The 18764-nt window shown below is 64.2% G+C and carries 16 protein-coding genes and 1 tRNA gene; 10 read left to right on the top strand and 7 right to left on the bottom strand.

Translation table 11 applies throughout. The features are described from left to right. Nucleotides 1-89: 89 nt before the first annotated feature. From rpsA to aroA, 3 genes are all read right to left on the bottom strand, one after another. On the bottom strand, nt 90-1787 hold the full coding sequence (gene rpsA / locus FJ978_RS04415; RefSeq protein WP_013891536.1) for a 30S ribosomal protein S1: 1698 nt from the start codon (nt 1785-1787) through the stop codon (nt 90-92). A gap of 205 nt (nt 1788-1992) precedes the next feature. Further along, nucleotides 1993-2643, bottom strand: a complete 651-nt coding sequence (cmk, locus tag FJ978_RS04410; protein ID WP_140570554.1) for a (d)CMP kinase — start codon at nt 2641-2643, stop codon at nt 1993-1995. A gap of 259 nt (nt 2644-2902) precedes the next feature. Further along, nucleotides 2903-4261, bottom strand: a complete 1359-nt coding sequence (gene aroA / locus FJ978_RS04400; RefSeq protein WP_140570552.1) for a 3-phosphoshikimate 1-carboxyvinyltransferase — start codon at nt 4259-4261, stop codon at nt 2903-2905. A 206-nt stretch (nt 4262-4467) separates the two neighbouring features. On the opposite strand from aroA, the gene FJ978_RS04395 reads away from it, so the two are divergent. Together FJ978_RS04395 and FJ978_RS04390 are read left to right on the top strand one after the other, a co-directional pair. After that, a complete protein-coding gene (locus tag FJ978_RS04395) occupies nt 4468-4854 on the top strand; it encodes a TIGR02300 family protein (protein WP_013891533.1) in 387 nt (128 codons plus the stop codon). Between the two features lie 173 nt (nt 4855-5027). Continuing rightward, nucleotides 5028-5103 (top strand) — tRNA-Ala (locus FJ978_RS04390). A 280-nt stretch (nt 5104-5383) separates the two neighbouring features. Here FJ978_RS04390 and FJ978_RS04380 read toward each other — a convergent pair. The 4 genes from FJ978_RS04380 to FJ978_RS04365 form a co-directional block, all read right to left on the bottom strand. Next, on the bottom strand, nt 5384-5623 hold the full coding sequence (locus FJ978_RS04380; RefSeq protein ID WP_140570548.1) for a hypothetical protein: 240 nt from the start codon (nt 5621-5623) through the stop codon (nt 5384-5386). 176 nt (nt 5624-5799) lie between these two features. Continuing rightward, nucleotides 5800-6528, bottom strand: coding sequence for a Crp/Fnr family transcriptional regulator (locus FJ978_RS04375; protein ID WP_318013309.1), 729 nt, complete (start codon nt 6526-6528; stop codon nt 5800-5802). 114 nt (nt 6529-6642) lie between these two features. Then, nucleotides 6643-7791 (bottom strand): galactonate dehydratase, encoded by a 1149-nt coding sequence (gene dgoD / locus FJ978_RS04370; protein WP_140570546.1) that lies wholly within the window; start codon nt 7789-7791, stop codon nt 6643-6645. Between the two features lie 7 nt (nt 7792-7798). Continuing rightward, nucleotides 7799-8545, bottom strand: coding sequence for a FadR/GntR family transcriptional regulator (locus FJ978_RS04365; RefSeq protein WP_140570544.1), 747 nt, complete (start codon nt 8543-8545; stop codon nt 7799-7801). A 200-nt stretch (nt 8546-8745) separates the two neighbouring features. Here FJ978_RS04365 and FJ978_RS04360 point away from each other — a divergent pair, with 200 nt between their 5' ends. The 8 genes from FJ978_RS04360 to FJ978_RS04325 all read left to right on the top strand — a co-directional run bounded on the left by FJ978_RS04360 (nt 8746) and on the right by FJ978_RS04325 (nt 18612). Next, nucleotides 8746-9735, top strand: a complete 990-nt coding sequence (locus FJ978_RS04360; RefSeq protein ID WP_013891527.1) for an arabinose ABC transporter substrate-binding protein — start codon at nt 8746-8748, stop codon at nt 9733-9735. A gap of 70 nt (nt 9736-9805) precedes the next feature. Beyond that, on the top strand, nt 9806-11317 hold the full coding sequence (gene araG, locus FJ978_RS04355; RefSeq protein WP_140570542.1) for an L-arabinose ABC transporter ATP-binding protein AraG: 1512 nt from the start codon (nt 9806-9808) through the stop codon (nt 11315-11317). A gap of 11 nt (nt 11318-11328) precedes the next feature. Next, complete coding sequence (araH, locus tag FJ978_RS04350; RefSeq protein ID WP_140570540.1) at nt 11329-12279, top strand: L-arabinose ABC transporter permease AraH; 951 nt, start codon at nt 11329-11331, stop codon at nt 12277-12279. A 24-nt stretch (nt 12280-12303) separates the two neighbouring features. After that, on the top strand, nt 12304-13083 hold the full coding sequence (locus tag FJ978_RS04345) for an SDR family oxidoreductase (RefSeq protein WP_140570538.1): 780 nt from the start codon (nt 12304-12306) through the stop codon (nt 13081-13083). Nucleotides 13084-13098: 15 nt separating this feature from the next. Next, on the top strand, nt 13099-14811 hold the full coding sequence (araD, locus tag FJ978_RS04340) for an L-arabinonate dehydratase (protein WP_140570536.1): 1713 nt from the start codon (nt 13099-13101) through the stop codon (nt 14809-14811). Nucleotides 14812-14822: 11 nt separating this feature from the next. Beyond that, nucleotides 14823-15728, top strand: coding sequence for a dihydrodipicolinate synthase family protein (locus FJ978_RS04335; RefSeq protein ID WP_140570534.1), 906 nt, complete (start codon nt 14823-14825; stop codon nt 15726-15728). Nucleotides 15729-15982: 254 nt separating this feature from the next. Beyond that, nucleotides 15983-17155, top strand: coding sequence for an FMNH2-dependent alkanesulfonate monooxygenase (ssuD, locus tag FJ978_RS04330; protein WP_140570532.1), 1173 nt, complete (start codon nt 15983-15985; stop codon nt 17153-17155). Then, nucleotides 17152-18612 (top strand): FAD/NAD(P)-binding protein, encoded by a 1461-nt coding sequence (locus FJ978_RS04325; RefSeq protein ID WP_140570530.1) that lies wholly within the window; start codon nt 17152-17154, stop codon nt 18610-18612. The genes ssuD and FJ978_RS04325 overlap by 4 nt, the downstream gene beginning before the upstream one ends. The last annotated feature ends 152 nt before the right edge of the window (nt 18613-18764 follow it).

Genomic DNA, 18764 nt, shown 5'->3' with positions numbered 1-18764 from the left:
ATGTTCCCGTAAAGAAAAGACCCGCCGGATCGCTCCGGCGGGTCTTTTTGTAAGGTCGCACGCGAGGCGTGCCGTCGATGGCTGACGCCTTAGTTGCCCTGCTTCTTCAGCGCGGCACCCAGGATGTCGCCCAGCGAAGCGCCGGAGTCGGTCGAGCCGTACTGAGCGACGGCTTCCTTCTCTTCGGCGATTTCCAGCGCCTTGATCGAGACCTGCAGCTTGCGGGTCTTCTTGTCGAAGGCGATGACGCGGGCATCGACCTTCTGGCCGACGGTGAAGCGCTCGGGGCGCTGCTCGTCGCGGTCGCGGCTGAGGTCGGAACGCTTGATGAAGGTCTCGATGCCGCTTTCGACAAGCCGCACTTCCAGACCGCCATCCTTGACGCCGATGACTTCGCAGGTGACGACCGCGTTCTTGCGCAGTTCGCCGCTGTTGGCCGCTTCGCCGACCGTATCCTTGGCCAGCTGCTTGATGCCGAGCGAGATGCGCTCCTTGTCGATGTCGACGTCGAGCACCTGCGCCTTGACCATGTCGCCGCGATTGTACTCTTCGATGACCTGCTCGCCCGGACGAGTCCAGTCGAGATCGGACAGGTGCACCATGCCGTCCACGTCGCCTTCGAGGCCGATGAACAGGCCGAATTCGGTCTTGTTCTTGACCTCGCCCTCGACCTGGCTGCCGACCGGATGGCTGGAGGCGAACGCCTGCCACGGATTCTCAAGCGTCTGCTTGAGGCCGAGCGAGATGCGGCGCTTGGCCGGATCGACCTCGAGCACCACGACGTCGACTTCCTGCGTCGTCGACAGGATCTTGCCGGGGTGCACGTTCTTCTTGGTCCACGACATTTCCGAAACGTGGATGAGGCCTTCGATGCCCGGCTCCAGCTCGACGAACGCGCCGTAGTCGGTGATGTTGGTGACGGTACCCTTGATCTTCTTGCCGATCGGGAACTTGGTGCCGATCTCGGACCACGGATCGCTCTCGAGCTGCTTCATGCCGAGCGAGATGCGGTGGGTTTCCTGGTTGATGCGGATGATCTGCACCTTGACCGTCTGACCGATGTTGAGGATTTCGGTCGGATGGTTGACGCGGCGCCATGCCATGTCGGTGACATGCAGCAGGCCATCGATGCCGCCGAGGTCGACGAACGCACCGTAATCGGTGATGTTCTTGACGACGCCTTCGACAACCTGGCCTTCTTCGAGGTTCTGCACGATTTCCGAACGCTGTTCGGCGCGGCTTTCCTCGAGCACGGTGCGGCGCGAGACCACGATGTTGCCTCGGCGGCGATCCATCTTGAGGATCTCGAAGGGCTGCGGGTTGTGCATCAGCGGGGAGACGTCGCGGATCGGGCGGATATCGACCTGGCTGCGCGGCAGGAAGGCCACGGCGCCGTCGAGGTCGACGGTGAAGCCGCCCTTGACCTGGTTGAAGATGACGCCTTCGACGCGCTCACCCTTGGTGAACTTCTCTTCGAGACGGACCCAGCTCTCTTCGCGGCGGGCCTTCTCACGCGAAAGCATCGCTTCGCCAAGCGCGTTCTCGATGCGCTCGACATAGACTTCGACGGTGTCACCGACCTTGAGGGTGGTGTCCTTGCCCTTGACGCCGAATTCCTTCAGCGGCACGCGGCCTTCGACCTTGAGGCCGACGTCGATGATGGCCATGTCCTTTTCGATCGCGGTGATCGTGCCCTTGACGACTTGGCCTTCGCCGGAATGGCCGGCGGTAAATGATTCTTCGAGCAGGCTCGCGAAATCATCGCGAGTGGGATTTGCAGCTGACATATTTTCTCCTGGAGTGCCCCGCATCTGAAGCGGGACGGGCGCCGTGGGTTAGCGTTGCGTTGGCCTGCCGGCGTTCCGGGTTGAAAAACCCTGGGCCGCTTTTCAAGCGGCAATTCCGGCGCATGAAGAATGCTGGCAGGCTGGTTCGTGCCCGATATGGGTATTTTCTGCGCTTCCGGCAACGGAAAACGAGGGAAAACCCGGATCAGGCTTTATTTCGCTTGGCCAGCACGTCGTCGATGACAGTCATGGCCGCGAGAAACGCGGCTTCTATAGCCATTTCGCTGGTATCAAGCAAGTGCGCGTCGGCGGCCGGCTTCAAGGGCGAGTCGGCGCGGCCCATGTCGCGCTGGTCGCGGCGCTCGATGTCGGCGAGGATTTCGGCGAAATCGGCGGTGCCGCCGATGCTCTCGATCTCCGCCAGCCGGCGCCTCGCGCGCACTTCGGCGCTCGCCGTGACATAGAGTTTGATGTCGGCGTCGGGACACACGACAGTGCCGATGTCACGCCCGTCGAGCACCGCGCCCGGCGGCGTCTTGGCGAACTCGCGCTGCTTTTCCACCAGAATGCGCCGCACGGTCGGGTAAACCGCGACTTTCGAGGCAGCCTCGCCGACCGCATGCGCCGACAAGACCGCGCGGTCGAGCGTCGCCAGATCGACCTGGCGCGCGGCGGTTTCGGCCGCCGATACGTTGTCGAGCGGCAGGCCGAGCCGCAGTAGCGCATGGGCCACCGCACGGTAGGTGAGGCCGGTGTCGAGCAGGTTCAGCCGGTAATGGTCGGCGAGACGCCGGGCGAGGGTGCCTTTGCCTGCACCGGCTGGACCGTCGATGGCGATGGTGAAGACGTGTGTCATCGGCGGGCCAACGCGATCGGAAGATGCGGTGGATAAAACAAGCGTCGCGATCCTTCACACCCCCCTCTGTCCTGCCGGACATCTCCCCCGCAAGGGGGGAGATTGGCGGCTTTGGCGCTCCGCACAATCCTGCAACGTCGGCTATTGGCGAAAGCCGCAATGACGGCCAATCTCCCCCCTTGCGGGGGAGATGTCCGGCAGGACAGAGGGGGGTGCTGTCCCGCCGACATCTCTGCTTGCTTCGCGCTTGCCATCAACCTTACCCGATCTCCGCGCCCAGTCCCTTCATCAGCCCCATGAATTCCGGGAAACTCGTCGAGATCATCGCCTGGTCGTCGATCGTCACCGGCTTTTCCGTCGCCAGCCCCATGACCAGGAAACTCATGGCGATGCGGTGGTCGAGATGGGTCTGCACCGTCGTATCCAACCCGTTGGGATGGCCGCCCAGCCCCTTTCCGCCCGGCTTGCCGCGCACGGCAAGCGAAGCCTCGCCCTCGGTGCAGTCGACGCCGTTGAGCTTCAGCCCGTTGGCCACCGCCGACAGCCGGTCGGATTCCTTCACCCGCAGTTCCTCCAGCCCCTGCATCAGCGTCTCGCCCTCGGCGAAGCTCGCCGCGACCGCCAGCACCGGATACTCGTCGATCATCGACGGCGCCCGCTCGGGCGGCACGGTGACGCCCTTGAGCTCGGAATAACGCACCCGCAGGTCGGCGACATCCTCGCCGCCGGCATTGCGCGGGTTGAGGATTTCGATGTTGCCGCCCATCTCCTGCAGCGTCAGCAGAAGGCCGGTGCGGGTCGGGTTCATCAGCACGTTTTCGATTGTGATGTCGGAACCCGGCACGATCAGTGCCGCCACCAGCGGGAATCCGGCCGAGGACGGGTCGCCCGGCACCGCGATCGTCTGGCCGTTAAGCTTGCCCTGGCCTTCGATGAAGATGTGGCGCACGCCGCGCTCGTCGGTTTCGACCGATAGATTGGCGCCAAAACCCTTCAGCATCTTTTCGGTGTGGTCGCGTGTCATCACCGGCTCGATCACCGTGGTGATGCCGGGCGTGTTGAGGCCGGCGAGCAGCACCGCCGACTTCACCTGCGCCGAGGCCATCGGCACGCGGTAGGTGATCGGGGCGGCGTGCTTGGGCCCATGCAGCGTGATCGGCATGCGATCGCCTGGCGTCGCCTTCAACACCTGCACGCCCATCTGGCGCAGCGGCTCCAGCACGCGGCCCATCGGCCGGCCCGACAGCGAGGCGTCGCCGATAAAGGTGGTTTCCATGTCATAGGTGCCGACAAGGCCCATGGTCAGGCGCGAGCCGGTGCCGGCATTGCCGAAATCGAGCGGGCCTTCCGGCTGCAGCAGCGCGCCGTTGCCGGTGCCGCGGATCACCCACTCGGTGCCGCGCTTTTCGATATGCGCGCCCATTGCCTTCATGGCCGCACCGGTGCGCATCACGTCTTCGCCTTCGAGCAGGCCGGTGATGCGGGTCTCGCCGGAGGCGAGGCCGCCGAACATGAAGGAGCGGTGCGAAATCGACTTGTCGCCCGGCACCCGTGCGGTGCCGGAAAGGGCTGACGATTTGCGGGCGGTGGCCGGCTTGGCAGCGGCGGCGTGAGACATGGAATTTCCCTGGACGGAGTGCCGGCGGGCCGGCGCTTTTCATTTGTTGCGGCGGTCTCGTATCACGGCGGGGCGAAATGGTCATCCCCATGGTCGTCACTTGGCGCGAGGCCTTTCAGGACTTGGTTTTGTGACGCCGGCTTTTCGCTTTGACAGCGCCCCAAACTGTGGTTAAGGGGACCACTCTTTTATTGACGAGGCTTGCCGTGGCAAAAAACGAACTTGGCACAAAGCGTATCGACCCTGAGACGGGTCGAAAATTCTACGACCTGAACAAGGACCCGATCGTCTCGCCCTATACGGGCAAGACCTATCCGCGTTCCTATTTCGAGGAAGGCAAGATCGCCGCCCTCGAGGAGGAAGAGGAAGTGGCCGAGAAGGAAGTGGACGCCGAGGACGAAGAGGGCGTTGAAGTCGTCTCGCTCGAAGAGGCCGACGAGGACGCCAAGGGCGACGATCTGCCCGATCTCGGCGACGACGAGGATGTCGACCTGGGCGACGACGAGGATGACACATTCCTTGCCGACGAAGAGGAAGAAGACGACGACGTCGCCGACATGATCGGCGTTGGCGACGACGACGACGAGGTCTGATCGACCCTGGAATGCAAGTGTTTGCAGGCTTTCTCGGCCTGTGAACAAAAAGCCGGTACTCAAGGCTTGATATCTGGGAAAGGCGGGGTTAGAAGCCGCCTGCACTAACGGCGCGGTGTTCCAACCCGCGCCGGATCTCTTCGCCGGCAACGGCGCCGGTTGACTCCGGAAGTGGGGCCATAGCTCAGTTGGGAGAGCGCTTGAATGGCATTCAAGAGGTCGTCGGTTCGATTCCGATTGGCTCCACCAGTCACCTTCTAGGCCGCTGATTTTCCTATCGGTTTTCGATACGGCCAGGATCCTCCCGCGTCGAAATCGATCGCAAATCCAGCGCCGATCGCGCTCCGCGCAATGAGATCGTCAAGTTCCCAATCGGTAAGTTCGCAAAGCGGAAACACGCGCCTCACGGCGCAGTTCACCTCGGATATCGAAATGCTCGTGCTCTCGACATTGTCGATCAGGTGTCGGACGATCGCCAGTCGGACGTCCGACAAGGTAGGCGTCTCCACGGGCGCGGACATCTACGGGCCTACGAATGGAGCCGTGGTGCTTTGGCCGGTCTTGCGTCGAAGGCGACGGGCACGCCATGAACGAAGGATGCGGCCGCCACCAGTTCCTCCAACTCGCGGTCGGTGGCCTTGCATGCCGGCATCAGTGTTCGGATGGCGCGGATCGCCTGCGCGATGGAGAGGAACCGGGCCCTTCCCCTGGAAAGGACATAGGCTTCGGCGGCTTTTTCAACAGTGATGGTGCGAAACGAATTGGTCATGAAGAATTCCTCCCTGAAACCCTGACCAATCCGATTTATGGCACGAATTCGACCGCCTTCAAGCCTATGTCCGATAGCGGACAGTCGCTGCGAGCCGCTCAAAACCGCTGATGCTTTTCGGGCGACCTGCCGAGGGGCTAGGGCACGTCGGCTGAACCCGTTTCAACCGGCATGCTTCAGGCCGCGGCCAGGCCGAAATAACGCTGCTCCTCCTCGCCGTAAGCGCCATGTGTGAGCTTTATCAACCCAGCGCGGTCGACGATCGTGATCTCGCCGCGCTTGGCGTGAACCAATCCTCGATATTCAAGCATTTGCAGGGCCGTGGTGACCCCGGGGCGGTGGGCGCCGAGCATGGTCGCCAGAAACTCATGCGTCAGGTAGATCTTGTCTCCTTCGGCGCGGTCATGGACCATCAGCAGCCAGCGGGCCAGGCGTTCCTCGATTTTCGAATGACCATTGACCAGCGCCGTCCGCGACGATTGGACAAGGAACGCGTGGGCATAGTCCAGGAGTGATGCGCGAAGGGACGGGCTTTCCGCAATCGCGGAGCGAAGGGTTTCAACCGGCAGGCGCCACCCATTGCCCGCGACCTGGATATAGGTCTCGGTGGCGGTGCTTTCCTGTCCGAGAATGACGGCAATTCCTGTCATCCCGTCATAGCCGATAATGCCGACTTCACTTTGCCGCCCGCCAGTCATGGTGGCGACCACCGACGCGATGCCCCTCTCGGGAAAATATACGTCCTTGATCGGCTGATGCGCGACCTCCAACTGGTCCTTGATGTCCAGTTCGACATGATGCAGCGATGGCCGCAAAAGCGCGAAGTCCTGCGAGGAGAGGGCCTTCAGCACCTGGTTGCGAAAGAGGGATTGGGGCAAAGCTCTCTCCCATACGGGCAAGAGCACGCACCTCTCACTGTCGGACGCATCCGAAGAACTGGCGGCCGATGGCGAAGCATAGGCCTTAAATGCGCGATTGCAAAGAAATAGCTGACCTGCCGAGACCGGCGATCTATCTCTTCACCACTCGGCGAAGGAGCCGTCCTTATGGCGCCAAATCGGATTGCGCCAGCGATGGCCTTCCTTGGCGCGCTCCCTGACATACTCTTCGTCGATCTCGACGCCCAGGCCCGGCCCGTCGGGAATGGCGACATAGCCGTCCTCGTAGCAGAAGACGTCCTTGTTGGCGGCATAGTCGAGCAGGTCGTTGCCGGCGTTGTAGTGGATGCCGAGGCTCTGCTCCTGGATGAAGCAATTGTAGCTGACCGCGTCGAGTTGCAGGCAGGCGGCGAGCGCGATCGGCCCCAATGGGCAGTGCGGCGCCACCGCCACGTCATAGGCCTCAGCCATCGCCGCGATCTTGCGGCATTCGGTGATGCCGCCGGCGTGCGACAGGTCTGGCTGGATGATATCGACGACGCCTTGCTCGAATACCGACTTGAAGTCCCAGCGGCTGTAGAGCCGTTCGCCGAGCGCGATCGGGGTCGAGCCGAGGGCGGCGATCTCCTTCAGCGCTTCGCGGTTTTCGCTGAGCACCGGCTCCTCGATGAACATCAGCCGGTAGGGTTCGAGTTCCTTGACCAGGATGCGCGCCATCGGCCGGTGCACGCGGCCATGGAAATCGACGGCGATGCCGATGTTCGGCCCGACCGCCTCGCGCACCATGGCGACGCGCTCGACGGCGGCATCGATCTTGTCGTGGCTGTCGACGATCTGCAGTTCCTCGGTGCCGTTCATCTTCAGCGCCAGGAAGCCGCGCGCCATCACTTCCTTGGCGCCGGCAGCCACTTCCGCCGGCCGGTCGCCGCCGATCCAGGAATAGACCTTGATCGTGTCGCGCAATTTGCCGCCGAGCAGCTCATGCACGGGCACGCCGAGCGCCTTTCCCTTGATGTCCCACAGTGCCTGGTCGATGCCGGCGATCGCGCTCATCAGGATCGGCCCGCCGCGGTAGAACCCGCCGCGATGCATCACCGTCCAATGGTCCTCGATCAGGCGAGGATCCTTGCCGATGAGATAGTCGCCAAGCTCCTTCACGGCGGCCTCGACGGTCAGCGCCCGGCCCTCGACCACCGGCTCGCCCCAGCCAGTGACGCCGGCATCGGTCTCGATCTTCAGGAACAGCCAGCGCGGCGGCACGATGTAGGTGGTGAGCGATATGATTTTCATGCTGGTCTCAGTTGTTCTTGAGTTTCTTGGCGCTGACGAGGTCGCGCGCCGCAAGGTCGAGAATCCGGTTTGCGGCACTGCGTGCCGCCTCGGCGTCGCGCATGCGCAGCGCCTCGACCACCTCGCGGTGCGCGGCCACCGCCTCCATGCGCCGATCGAGCGAAATGGTCGCCGTCGCCTCCAGCGAGAATTTGAGCCCGGTGTCGATCAGATTGCCGATCTGCCGGAAGATCGGGTTGTGGCTCGCCGCATAAAGGATCTGGTGGAAGGCGATGTCGGAGCGCGAGAAGGTACCGAGGTCCTCGCCGGCGCCGGCCATGCCGCGCCACGCGGCTTCGAGATTGGCGATTTCCTGCAGTGTCGCGCGCGTGGCGGCAAGCTCGGCGACCAGCGGTTCGATGGCGCGGCGGGTTTCGAGTATGGCGTCGAACAGCTTGTCGTCGAGCGCATGCGGCGCGTGCCAGGCCAGCACCTGCGGGTCGATGATGTTCCAATCATCCTCGGTGCAGACGACGGTGCCGACACGCGGCCGCGACAGCACCAGCCCCTTGGCGGCCAACACCTTGAGGGCCTCGCGGATGACGGTGCGGCTGACGCCGTATTCGACGCCCAGTTCGTTTTCGGTCGGCAGCGAAGAGCCGGCCGGATAGCGCCCGGAAAAGATGTCGGAGGCAATCGCCTTCGTCACGTCGGGCATGACGCGCGGTCGGCGGGTAGCCGTGTCGCCTGGCGTCTTTTTCAAAATGTCGGTCACCTCAGCCCTCCTCCAAGGCGGCGAACCTGCTGGTTCGCGCAACCGGCCCGGCCTTACCGGATGCGGATGATTTGCGCCAGCGATCCCTGGTCAGAGCATGTAGCTTAATTGTCATACCAGATCAATTGACGAGTATGATAAAAACAATTAGAGACTCCAGCACCCGGGCTGAGCGCCCGGCCTATCGCTGGGAGGTAATCATGCGACTTTTGAAGACCGCGCTCGTCGCGGGCGCGCTTGCCGTGCTGTCCGTCACGACTATCGCTGCGTATGCTCAGGACACCAAGATCGGCTTTATCGTCAAACAGCCCGAGGAGCCTTGGTTCCAGGACGAATGGAAGTTCGCCGACCAGGCCGCCAAGGAAAAGGGTTTCACCCTGGTCAAGATCGGCGCCGAGGATGGTGAGAAGCTGATGTCGGCGATCGACAATCTCGGCGCCCAGGGTGCGCAGGGCTTCATCGTCTGCACCCCGGACGTCAAACTCGGCCCCGGCATCGTCGCCAAGGCCGCCGCCAACAATCTCAAGCTGATGACCGTCGACGACCGCCTCGTCGGTGCCGACGGCAAGGCGCTCGAAGACGTGCCGCATATGGGCATTTCGGCTACCAAGATCGGCGAGGCCGTTGGCCAGGCGATCGTCGACGAGATGAAGGCGCGCGGCTGGAAGGCCGACGAGGTCGGCGCCATCCGCGTCTCCTATGATCAGTTGCCGACCGCCGTCGATCGTGTCGAAGGTGCTATCTCGGTGCTGAAGGCGAACGGCTTCAAGGCCGAGAACATCTTTGACGCCCCGCAGGCCAAGACCGACACCGAGGCCGCGCTTAATGCCGCGACGGTAGTGCTCAATGCTCACGCCGACATCAAGAAATGGGTCTCCTTCGGTCTCAACGACGAGGCCGTGCTTGGCGCCGTGCGTGCCTCCGAAAGCGTCGGCATTCCCGCCGACGGCATGATCGGCGTCGGCATCGGCGGCGCGGATTCGGCGATCAACGAGTTCAAGAAACCGACCGCCACCGGCTTCGTCGGCACGGTGATCATCTCGCCGAAGCGCCACGGCTACGAGACGGCACTCAACATGTACGACTGGGTCGCCAACAACAAGGAACCGGAAAAGCTGATCCTGACCTCCGGTGCGCTGGCCAAGCGCGACGACTACCAGAAGGTCCGCCAGGGCCTCGGCATCGAATAATCCTCACTGTACAAACAGGCGGCGGCGCAACCCGCCGCCTGTTTGCCGTGGTTCAAAAGGATCGACGCCAGTGTCCTTTCTCGACTTCTCGCGCATCACCAAGACCTATCCGGGCGTCAAGGCGCTGTCGGACGTCTCGTTCGGCGTCGACAAGGGCGCCGTGCATGGCCTGATGGGCGAGAATGGCGCCGGTAAATCCACGCTGATCAAGATCCTGTCGGGCGACCAACATGCCGACGAGGGCGAGATCAGCATCGACGGCAAGGCCCAGGCCTACGCCTCGACAAGGGACGCCTTCGACAATGGCGTCATCGTCATCCACCAGGAACTGCAGCTCGTCCCCGAGCTCACCGTTGCCGAAAACCTCAGCCTCGGCCGCTTTCCCGCCAGTGCCGGCATCATCGCCGGCCGCAAGATGCTGGACGATGTCGGCGCCAAGCTGAAATCGGCCGGCATCGATATCGACATGCGCCGCAAGGTCAAGACGCTGTCCATCGGCGAACGCCAGATGGTCGAGATCGCCAAGGCGATCATGCTCGACGCGCGCGTCATCGCACTGGACGAGCCGACCTCGTCGCTGTCCTCGCGCGAAAGCGAAATCCTGTTTGCCCTGATCAACCGCCTGCGCGGCGAGGGCAAGGTCATCATCTATGTCTCGCATCGGCTGGACGAGGTGTTCCGCCTCTGCGACAGCCTGACCGTGCTGCGCGACGGCAAGCTCGCGGCGCATCATCCATCACTGAAAGGCGTCACCCGCGACCAGGTCGTCGCCGAAATGGTCGGCAGGGAAATCTCCGACATCTGGGGTTTTCGGCCGCGCGGATCGGGAGATGTCCGCCTGAAGGTCGAGGGGCTCTCCGGGGCCAAGCTCAAGACGCCGGCCAGCTTCGAGGCCCGTGCCGGCGAGATCGTCGGCTTCTTCGGCCTGATCGGCGCCGGGCGCTCGGAACTGATGCGGCTGGTCTTCGGCGCCGACCCGCGCTCGAGCGGTACTATCAGTGTCGACGGCAAGCTCGTCCGCGCCACCGATCCCCACGGCTCGATCCGGGCCGGCATCGTGCTGTGCTCCGAGGACCGCAAGCATGACGGCATTATCCAGGGTCGGTCGATCGAAGAGAACATCAACATCTCGTCGCGGCGCCATCACACGCGCTTCGGCGTGCTCGACCGCGCCAGCGAGATCGCCACCGCCGAGACCTTCATCAAGAAGCTCAAGGTGCGCACGCCCTCGCGCAGGCAGGACATCATCAACCTCTCCGGCGGCAACCAGCAAAAGGTCATCCTCGGCCGCTGGCTGTCGGAGCAGGGCGTGCGCGTCCTCATCGTCGACGAGCCGACACGCGGCATCGATGTCGGCGCCAAATCGGAAATCTACGAACTGCTCTACCAGCTTGCCGAGGACGGCATGGCGATCATCGTCATCTCGTCCGAACTGCCGGAAGTGATGGGCATTTGCGACCGCATCCTGGTGATGTGCGGCGGACGCATCAGCGCCGAACTTACGCGGGACCAGTTCGCCGAGAGGGCGATCCTGGCCGCGGCACTCCCCGACAAGAAAACCCCCGACGCGATCGCATCCTGAGGACTTTTGCCATGACCGGCCAGTTGAAAAAAATCCTGCTCGGCGAACAGGGCCTCGTCGTCATCTTCGTCGTCGCCTTCGCGTTGGTGTCGCTGCTGGTGCCGAACTTCCTCACCGACCGCAACATGCTCGGCCTTTTGCAGTCGGTAGTCACCGTCGGCATCGTCGCCTGCACTATGATGTTCTGCCTGGCGGCGCGCGACTTCGACCTGTCGGTGGGCTCGATCGTCGCCTTCGCCGGCATGGTCGCGGTGATGGCATCGAACTACACCGGCTCGATCCTGCTTGGCCTGCTGGCGGCAATCGCCTGCGGCGCCTTCGTCGGCTTCATCAATGGCGTCGTCATCGCCAAATTCCGCATCAACGCACTGATCACGACACTTGCCACCATGCAGATCGTGCGCGGCCTTGCGCTGATTGCGTCCGACGGCCGCGCCGTCGGCATCAACAGCCCGGATTTCTACCAGCTCGCGCTGTCGAAACTGCTCGGCATACCGACGCCGATCTGGGTGCTGGCCGTGCTCTTCGGCATCTTCGGCTTCGTCTTGAACCGCACTGTTTTCGGGAAGAACACGCTGGCCATCGGCGGCAATCCGGAGGCGTCACGGCTGGCCGGCGTCAATGTCGACCGGACACGCATCTGGATCTTCGCGCTGCAGGGCGTCGTCTGCGGCATCGCCGGCATCCTCTTGGCCTCGCGCATCACTTCGGGTCAGCCCAATGCGGCGGTCGGCCTGGAGCTTTCGGTCATCTCCGCCTGCGTGCTCGGCGGCGTCTCGCTTGCCGGCGGCCGCGCCACCATGTCGGGCGTCATCGTCGGCGTGCTGATCATGGGCATTGCCGAGAACGCCATGAATCTGCTCAACATCCCGGCCTTCTACCAGTACATCGTGCGCGGCGTGATCCTGCTGCTCGCCGTGCTGCTCGACAATCTGCGCTCGTCGGCACTCGGCCGGCGTTGACCGACTTCACGTGGAGTGACAGCGATGGCTGAGCGCCTGTCCGGCAAACGCATCTTCCTCACCGGTGCCGCGCAAGGCATCGGGCTTGCCATCGCCGAGGCCTGCCTTGCGGAGGGCGCAAGACTGTTCCTGGTCGATCGCGACGGCGCGCTGCTCGACAAGACCGTCGCCGGGCTCGCCGCTTCGCAGGGCCATGTCGGTCATCAAGCTGCCGACATCAGCGACGGGGCGGCGATCGCCGCCGCGGTCGGACAAGCAGGCGACGAGATTGGCCCGATCAACGCGCTGATCAACAATGCCGGGATGAATGTATTCTCCACCCCGCTCGATGCGACCGAGGAAGAGTGGAACCGCAATTTCGATGTCAACGTCAAGGGCGCCTGGAACTGCAGCAAGGCGGTGCTGCCGGGAATGATCGCGAGCGGCGGTGGCGCCATCCTCAACATCGCCTCGACCCACGGCTTCACCATCATTCCGCACACCTTCCCCTATCCCGTCGCCAAGCACGCGCTGCTCGGCCTGACCAAATCGCTGGCGCTGGAATACGCGGCGCAAGGCGTGCGCGTGAACGCGCTGGCGCCCGGCTACGTCGAGACGCAGAAGGCGATCGACTACTGGAACAGTTTTGCAGACCCGGTGGCGGCGCGCGCCAAGACGCTCGCGCTGCATCCCGGTGGCCGCATCGCGTCGGTGCGCGAGATCGCGCTGGCCGCGGTGTTCATGATCTCCGACGAGTGCCCGTTCATGAACGCGGCAACCCTCGTCGTCGATGGCGGGCTCAGCCAGTTGCAGCACCCCGCCTGAACGTCGGGAAAAGCCATGACCAAGAGAAGATCGCAGCACTGGTTCGGCGGTAATGGCAAGGATGCCTTCATCCACCGCAGCTGGATGAAGAACAATGGCCTGCCCGACGACGCTTTCGACGGCCGCCCGGTGATCGGCATCTGCAACACTTTTTCTGAATTCACCCCGTGCCATGTCCATTTCCGCAGCCTGATCGAGCACATCAAGGCCGGCGTTCTGGAGGCCGGGGGCCTGCCGCTGGAATTTCCCGTCTTCTCCTGCGGCGAATCCAATCTGCGGCCGACGGCGATGCTGTTTCGCAACCTCGCCTCGATGGATGTCGAGGAGGCGATTCGCGGCAATCCGATGGATGGCGTCGTGCTGATGGCCGGCTGCGACAAGACCACGCCGTCGCTGGTGATGGGTGCTGCATCCTGCGACCTGCCGTCGATCGTCATTTCCGGAGGGCCGATGCTCAACGGCCGCTTCCAGGGCCGCGAGATCGGTTCGGGCACGGATGTGTGGAAGTTCTCCGAGGATGTCCGCGCCGGGGTGATGAGCGAACAGGATTTCGCCAATGCCGAAAGCGCCATGTCGCGCTCGCCCGGCCACTGCATGACCATGGGCACGGCCTCGACGATGGCCTCGATGGTCGAGGCGCTCGGCCTGGCGCTGCCCGGCAATACCGCCTATCCCGCCGTCGACGCGCGCCGCAGCCGCATCGCCCGCATGACCGGGCGGCGCATCGTCGAGATGGTCAATGAGGATCTGCGGCCATCGGCCATCCTGACGAGGCAAGCCTTCGCCAATGCGATCCGCGTCAATGGCGCGATCGGTGGCTCGACCAATGCGGTCGTCCACCTGCTCGCCATCGCCGGCCGCGTCGGTACTGAGCTGACGCTCGACGATTGGGACGCCCTTGGCCGCGACGTGCCGACCATCCTCGACCTGATGCCGTCTGGCCGCTTCCTGATGGAGGATTTCTGCTACGCCGGCGGCATTCCGGCGGTGATGAAAGAGATCGCGGACATGCTCGATCTCGACGCGCTGACAGTCACCGGCAGACGACTGCGCGACAACATCGCCGACGCTCAAAACTACAATCCGGAGGTCATCCGCCCGCGTGACAAGGCGCTGACGCAGCACGGCGGCATCGCCGTGCTGCGCGGCAATCTGGCTCCCGACGGTGCCATCATCAAACCGTCGGCCGCATCGCCGGCCCTGATGAAGCATCGCGGCCGCGCCGTCGTGTTCGAGGACATCGACGACTACAAGGCGCGCGTCGACGATCCCGCACTCGATATCGACGAGACCTCGATCATGGTGCTCAGGAATTGCGGCCCCAAGGGCTATCCCGGCATGGCCGAGGTCGGCAACATGGCGCTGCCCCAAAAACTCCTGAAGCAGGGCGTCCGCGACATGATCCGCATCTCCGACGCCCGTATGTCCGGCACCGCCTTTGGCACGGTGGTCCTGCATGCGGCGCCCGAGGCCGCCGTCGGTGGCCCGCTGGCGCTGGTCAGGAGCGGCGACATCATCGAGCTCGATGTCGAGGCGCGGCGGTTGCACCTCGACGTGTCGGAACAGGAGCTGGCGAGACGACGAATAGGCTGGGCTCCTCCGGAGCCGGTGATGCGCGGCGGCTACCAGGGCCTCTATGTCGACCATGTGCTGCAGGCGGACCGTGGTGCCGATCTCGATTTCCTGGTCGGCAGCCGCGGCCACGCCATTCCCCGCGAAAGCCATTGAGGTCGACGAGGATGGCGAATTTCCAGCCGGATGATCTCCATGGCATTCATGCCATCCTCTATGCACTGTTCGACGAGAACGAACGGCTGGACCGCGCCGCGATGCGCAGCCAGGTCGAGATCTGCCTGGCGACCGGCGTGCATGGCATGGCGGCACTCGGCCTCGCCACCGAAGTCGCCAAGCTGACCGAGGCCGAGCGCCGGACGGTCATGGACTGGACGGCGCAGGACACCGCGGGAAAAGTGCCGCTCGCCTTCACCATCCTCGGCGCTTCGGTGGCCGAGCAGATATCCCAGGTTCGCCATGCCGAAAGCGTCGGCGCCGACTGGGTGATCCTGCAGCCCCCGCCTGGCGGATCTTACGGGGCGCTGGAGTATATCCGCTTCTTTGGCCGTGTCGCCGAGGCGACCGACCTGCCGGTGGCGATCCAGAACGCGCCCGCCTTCTTCGGCCGTGGTCTGACATCGGATGAAATCCGCGACCTCGTCACGCTGCATCCCAACATCAGGCTGATCAAGGGCGAGGGGCCGGTCACCGACATTGCCGGCCTGATCGAGCGCACCGAGGGCCGGATTCCCGTTTTCAACGGGCGTGGCGGGCTGGAACTGATCGACAATTTCCGCATCGGCTGCCGTGGCATGATCCTGGCGCCGGATTGCGTGGATTATGCCGTACGCGCCTGGAAGGCGTTCCGCGCCGGAAACGAAGCGATAGCCGAGGCTGAGTATGCTAAAATGCTGCCGGCGGCGGTTTTCGTCATGCAGGGCATCGAGAACTTGATCTGCTACGGCAAGCGGCTGTTTGGCGCCCGCACCGGCATCCCGATACATGATCGCGCGCCGGCGATGCGGCCCAATGAGACTGGTCTCGCCATCGTCGAGCGCTTCGCGGCAGGGCTTGGCCGATTGCCGGGCTAGAACCGCAGCCATCGGCAGCGGGGTCGCTGCCGTGATGCTTCGAATAGGCGAAGACCGGGTACATCAGCCCGGGTGCGAGCTGGCGGAGAGAATTCTAATAATCCCGTCGGAATTGGAATAAACTAACTCTACAGAATTTATAGAATAAGCAATCTGTACTGGCGATCTGGCTTTCCCGGACAGGACCACGCCATGCCCACTTCCTTGCGCCCGTTCTCAGCCTGCTGCCGTCGCCCGCGCGTGGGAGGCAGGCCATGACCGCTGATGTCCCCGACCGCATCAAGGTGCTCTGGTTCCTGCCGACGCATGGCGACAGCCGCTATCTCGGCACGACGGAAGGCGGCAGGGCCGTCGACCTGCCCTATCTGACGCAAGTGGCCAAGGCCGCCGACACGCTGGGCTATTACGGCGTGCTGTTGCCGACCGGCCGGGCCTGCGAGGATTCCTGGGTGATCGCCTCGGCGCTGGCGCCGCTCACCGAGCGGCTGCGTTTTCTCGTTGCCGTGCGGCCCGGCCTGCAGTCGCCGACGCTCGCCGCGCGCATGACCGCCACGCTCGACCGCATCTCCAACGGCCGCCTGCTGATCAACGTCGTCACCGGCGGCGATCCGCTGGAGAACAAGGGCGACGGCATCTTTCTCTCGCATGCCGAACGCTATGAGGTGACACAGGAATTCCTGCGCATCTACAAGCGCGTGCTGAGCGGCGAGACGGTCGAACATCAGGGTAAGCATTTCCGCATCGAGGATGGCCGGCTGCTGTTCCCGCCGGTGCAGACGCCATATCCGCCGCTCTATTTCGGCGGCTCGTCCGATGCCGGCTCCGTGGTGGCGGCGCAGGAGATCGACAAATATCTGACCTGGGGCGAACCGCCGGCCGATGTCGAGAGCAAGCTGGACGCCGTGCGCGAACTGGCCGAAAAGGCCGGCCGCAAGCTCTCCTTCGGCATTCGCCTGCATGTCATTGCCCGCGAGACGACCGAGCAGGCCTGGGCCGCGGCGGACAGCCTGATCAGCCGGCTCGACGACGCCACGATCGCTTCGGCGCAGAAGGTGTTTGCCCGCATGGATTCGGTCGGCCAGGCGCGCATGAGCGCGCTGCATGGCGGCAGCCGCGACAGGCTGGAGATCGCGCCCAATCTCTGGGCCGGCGTCGGCCTGGTGCGCGGCGGCGCCGGAACCGCCCTTGTCGGCGACCCGGACACGATTGCCGAGCGGATCGACGAATATCGGCGCCTCGGCATCGACACCTTCATCCTGTCCGGCTACCCGCATCTTGAAGAAGCCTATCGTTTCGGCGAACTGGTGCTGCCGAAACTGCCGACCGATCACCCGGTCAAATCGGCCGGCTCATCCGTCAACACCGGGCCATTCGGCGAAACCATTGCCGGCGACCACCGCCCGAAGTCGCTCGCCAGCGCCTCGTGAACGCGCTGCCCCAATCCCGCCGGCTGCGCGTCGCCATCATCGGCGGCGGCTTTTCCGGCGCTGCGGTCGCCTGGCATCTGGCGCAACTGCCCTGGTTCGAGCGTCTGTCGATTTCGGTGATCGAGCCGCGACCGGCGCTTGGCGGAGGCCTTGCCTATTCCAGCGCGGAGCCTGCGCATCGGGTCAATGTCCCGGCGATCAGGATGAGCATGGCTCCCGACGATCCTCAGCACTTTGCGCGCTGGTTGGCCGGCAGTGGCGAACTCGAGCGCGATACCGACGCCATCTGGAAGAACGGCGAGGCCTATCCGCGCCGGCGCGTGTTCGGCCGCTACGTCGCCGAGCATCTGGTGCCCTGGCTCGCTTCGGGCGTGGTTCGTCATGTCCAAGGTCTCGCCACGCGCGTGACCCGTGACGCGGATGGCGCTGGCTGGGCCGTGCACACTTCCGGCGGCCCGGTCGCAGCCGACATTGTCGTCCTGGCGGCGACGCACCTGCCGCCTGGAATTCCGGACGCGCTGGCCTCCCTGGCCGAAGCGCCGGGTTTCGTTGCCGACCCGTACGCCGCTTCCGCTCTTGCCCATATCGGACAGGAAGCGTCGGTGCTGATTGTCGGTTCCGGATTGAGCTCGGCCGACATGGTGGCCGAACTCGATCGCCGCGGCCATCGCGGCCGCATCCTGGCGTTGTCGCGCCGCGGGTTGCGCTCGCGCGGCCACCCTGACGTCAGGGGCGAGCCCTTCGGCGATTTTGCGTCATCGCCGGCCGCAACAGCGCTTGGCCTGCTGAAGAATATTCGCGCCACGCTGGCGGCGGCGCGAGCCGCCAATGTCAACTGGCAGTCGGTCTTCGACCAATTGCGGCTGCAGGGACCGGTGCTGTGGGCAGCACTTGCACCGCGCGAGCGGGCAAGGCTGGTCCGCCAGTTGCGCGTGTTCTGGGACGTGCATCGCTTCAGGATCGCACCGCAGGTGGCGGCGGTGCTGGATCGCCGTCAGGCCGCCGGCACCTACGAAACCGTTGCCGCCAGGCTTGTCGCGTCGAACCATGAGGATGACGGCCCGGCGGTCAGCTTCCAGCGGCGCGGACGGACGCGGATCGAAACGGTGCGCTTCGATGCCGTCATCAACACGACTGGCCCGGCGCATGGGCAAGCCCTTCGGCTCAACCCGGCGCTGCGCTCCTTGGCCGAAGCCGGGCTGATCAGGGCTGACGCATACGGGCTGGGTATCGAGACCAGCCTCGATAGCCGCGCCATCGGCCGGGACGGCAAGGCGGTCGCCACGCTTTTCGTAGCCGGCCCGCTGGCTCGGGGCACGTTTGGCGAGCTCATGGGCCTGCCGGAGGTGGCCCGTCACGCCCAGACGGTTGCCAGGGAGATCGCAAGGCTGCTGGACACGGTCCCGTCAGCCGAGACGATCGGCGTCGATGCGGACAGCGTTGCCGCGGCCCACTGACGGCCGGAAGCCGGTTTGACCGGGAAAATTGGTATTTCCGTCCCAGGAAGGCTCCAAAAACGGAAAATCCTTCTTTGTATATAAATTCCATAAACATAATAAATATTGGGGAAAGCCGGCGCCGACCGGACCGATCAACGACACCGCCTGAA

It is taken from the genome of Mesorhizobium sp. B1-1-7 (assembly GCF_006442705.1).
GTDB lineage: Bacteria > Pseudomonadota > Alphaproteobacteria > Rhizobiales > Rhizobiaceae > Mesorhizobium > Mesorhizobium opportunistum.
The sequence above is the reverse complement of the archived record's forward strand: the minus strand, read 5'-3'. Positions and strand labels throughout refer to the sequence as shown.

Bases quoted from the DNA above. Each gene is read 5' to 3' on its own strand.
- rpsA (WP_013891536.1), bottom strand. From the start codon at position 1,787: ATGTCAGCTGCAAATCCCACTCGCGATGATTTCGCGAGCCTGCTCGAA.
- cmk (WP_140570554.1), bottom strand. From the start codon at position 2,643: ATGACACACGTCTTCACCATCGCCATCGACGGTCCAGCCGGTGCAGGC.
- dgoD (WP_140570546.1), bottom strand. From the start codon at position 7,791: ATGAAAATCATATCGCTCACCACCTACATCGTGCCGCCGCGCTGGCTG.
- araD (WP_140570536.1), top strand. From the start codon at position 13,099: ATGACCAAGAGAAGATCGCAGCACTGGTTCGGCGGTAATGGCAAGGAT.
- FJ978_RS04345 (WP_140570538.1), top strand. From the start codon at position 12,304: ATGGCTGAGCGCCTGTCCGGCAAACGCATCTTCCTCACCGGTGCCGCG.
- FJ978_RS04335 (WP_140570534.1), top strand. From the start codon at position 14,823: ATGGCGAATTTCCAGCCGGATGATCTCCATGGCATTCATGCCATCCTC.
- araH (WP_140570540.1), top strand. From the start codon at position 11,329: ATGACCGGCCAGTTGAAAAAAATCCTGCTCGGCGAACAGGGCCTCGTC.
- FJ978_RS04380 (WP_140570548.1), bottom strand. From the start codon at position 5,623: ATGACCAATTCGTTTCGCACCATCACTGTTGAAAAAGCCGCCGAAGCC.
- aroA (WP_140570552.1), bottom strand. From the start codon at position 4,261: ATGTCTCACGCCGCCGCTGCCAAGCCGGCCACCGCCCGCAAATCGTCA.
- ssuD (WP_140570532.1), top strand. From the start codon at position 15,983: ATGACCGCTGATGTCCCCGACCGCATCAAGGTGCTCTGGTTCCTGCCG.
- FJ978_RS04360 (WP_013891527.1), top strand. From the start codon at position 8,746: ATGCGACTTTTGAAGACCGCGCTCGTCGCGGGCGCGCTTGCCGTGCTG.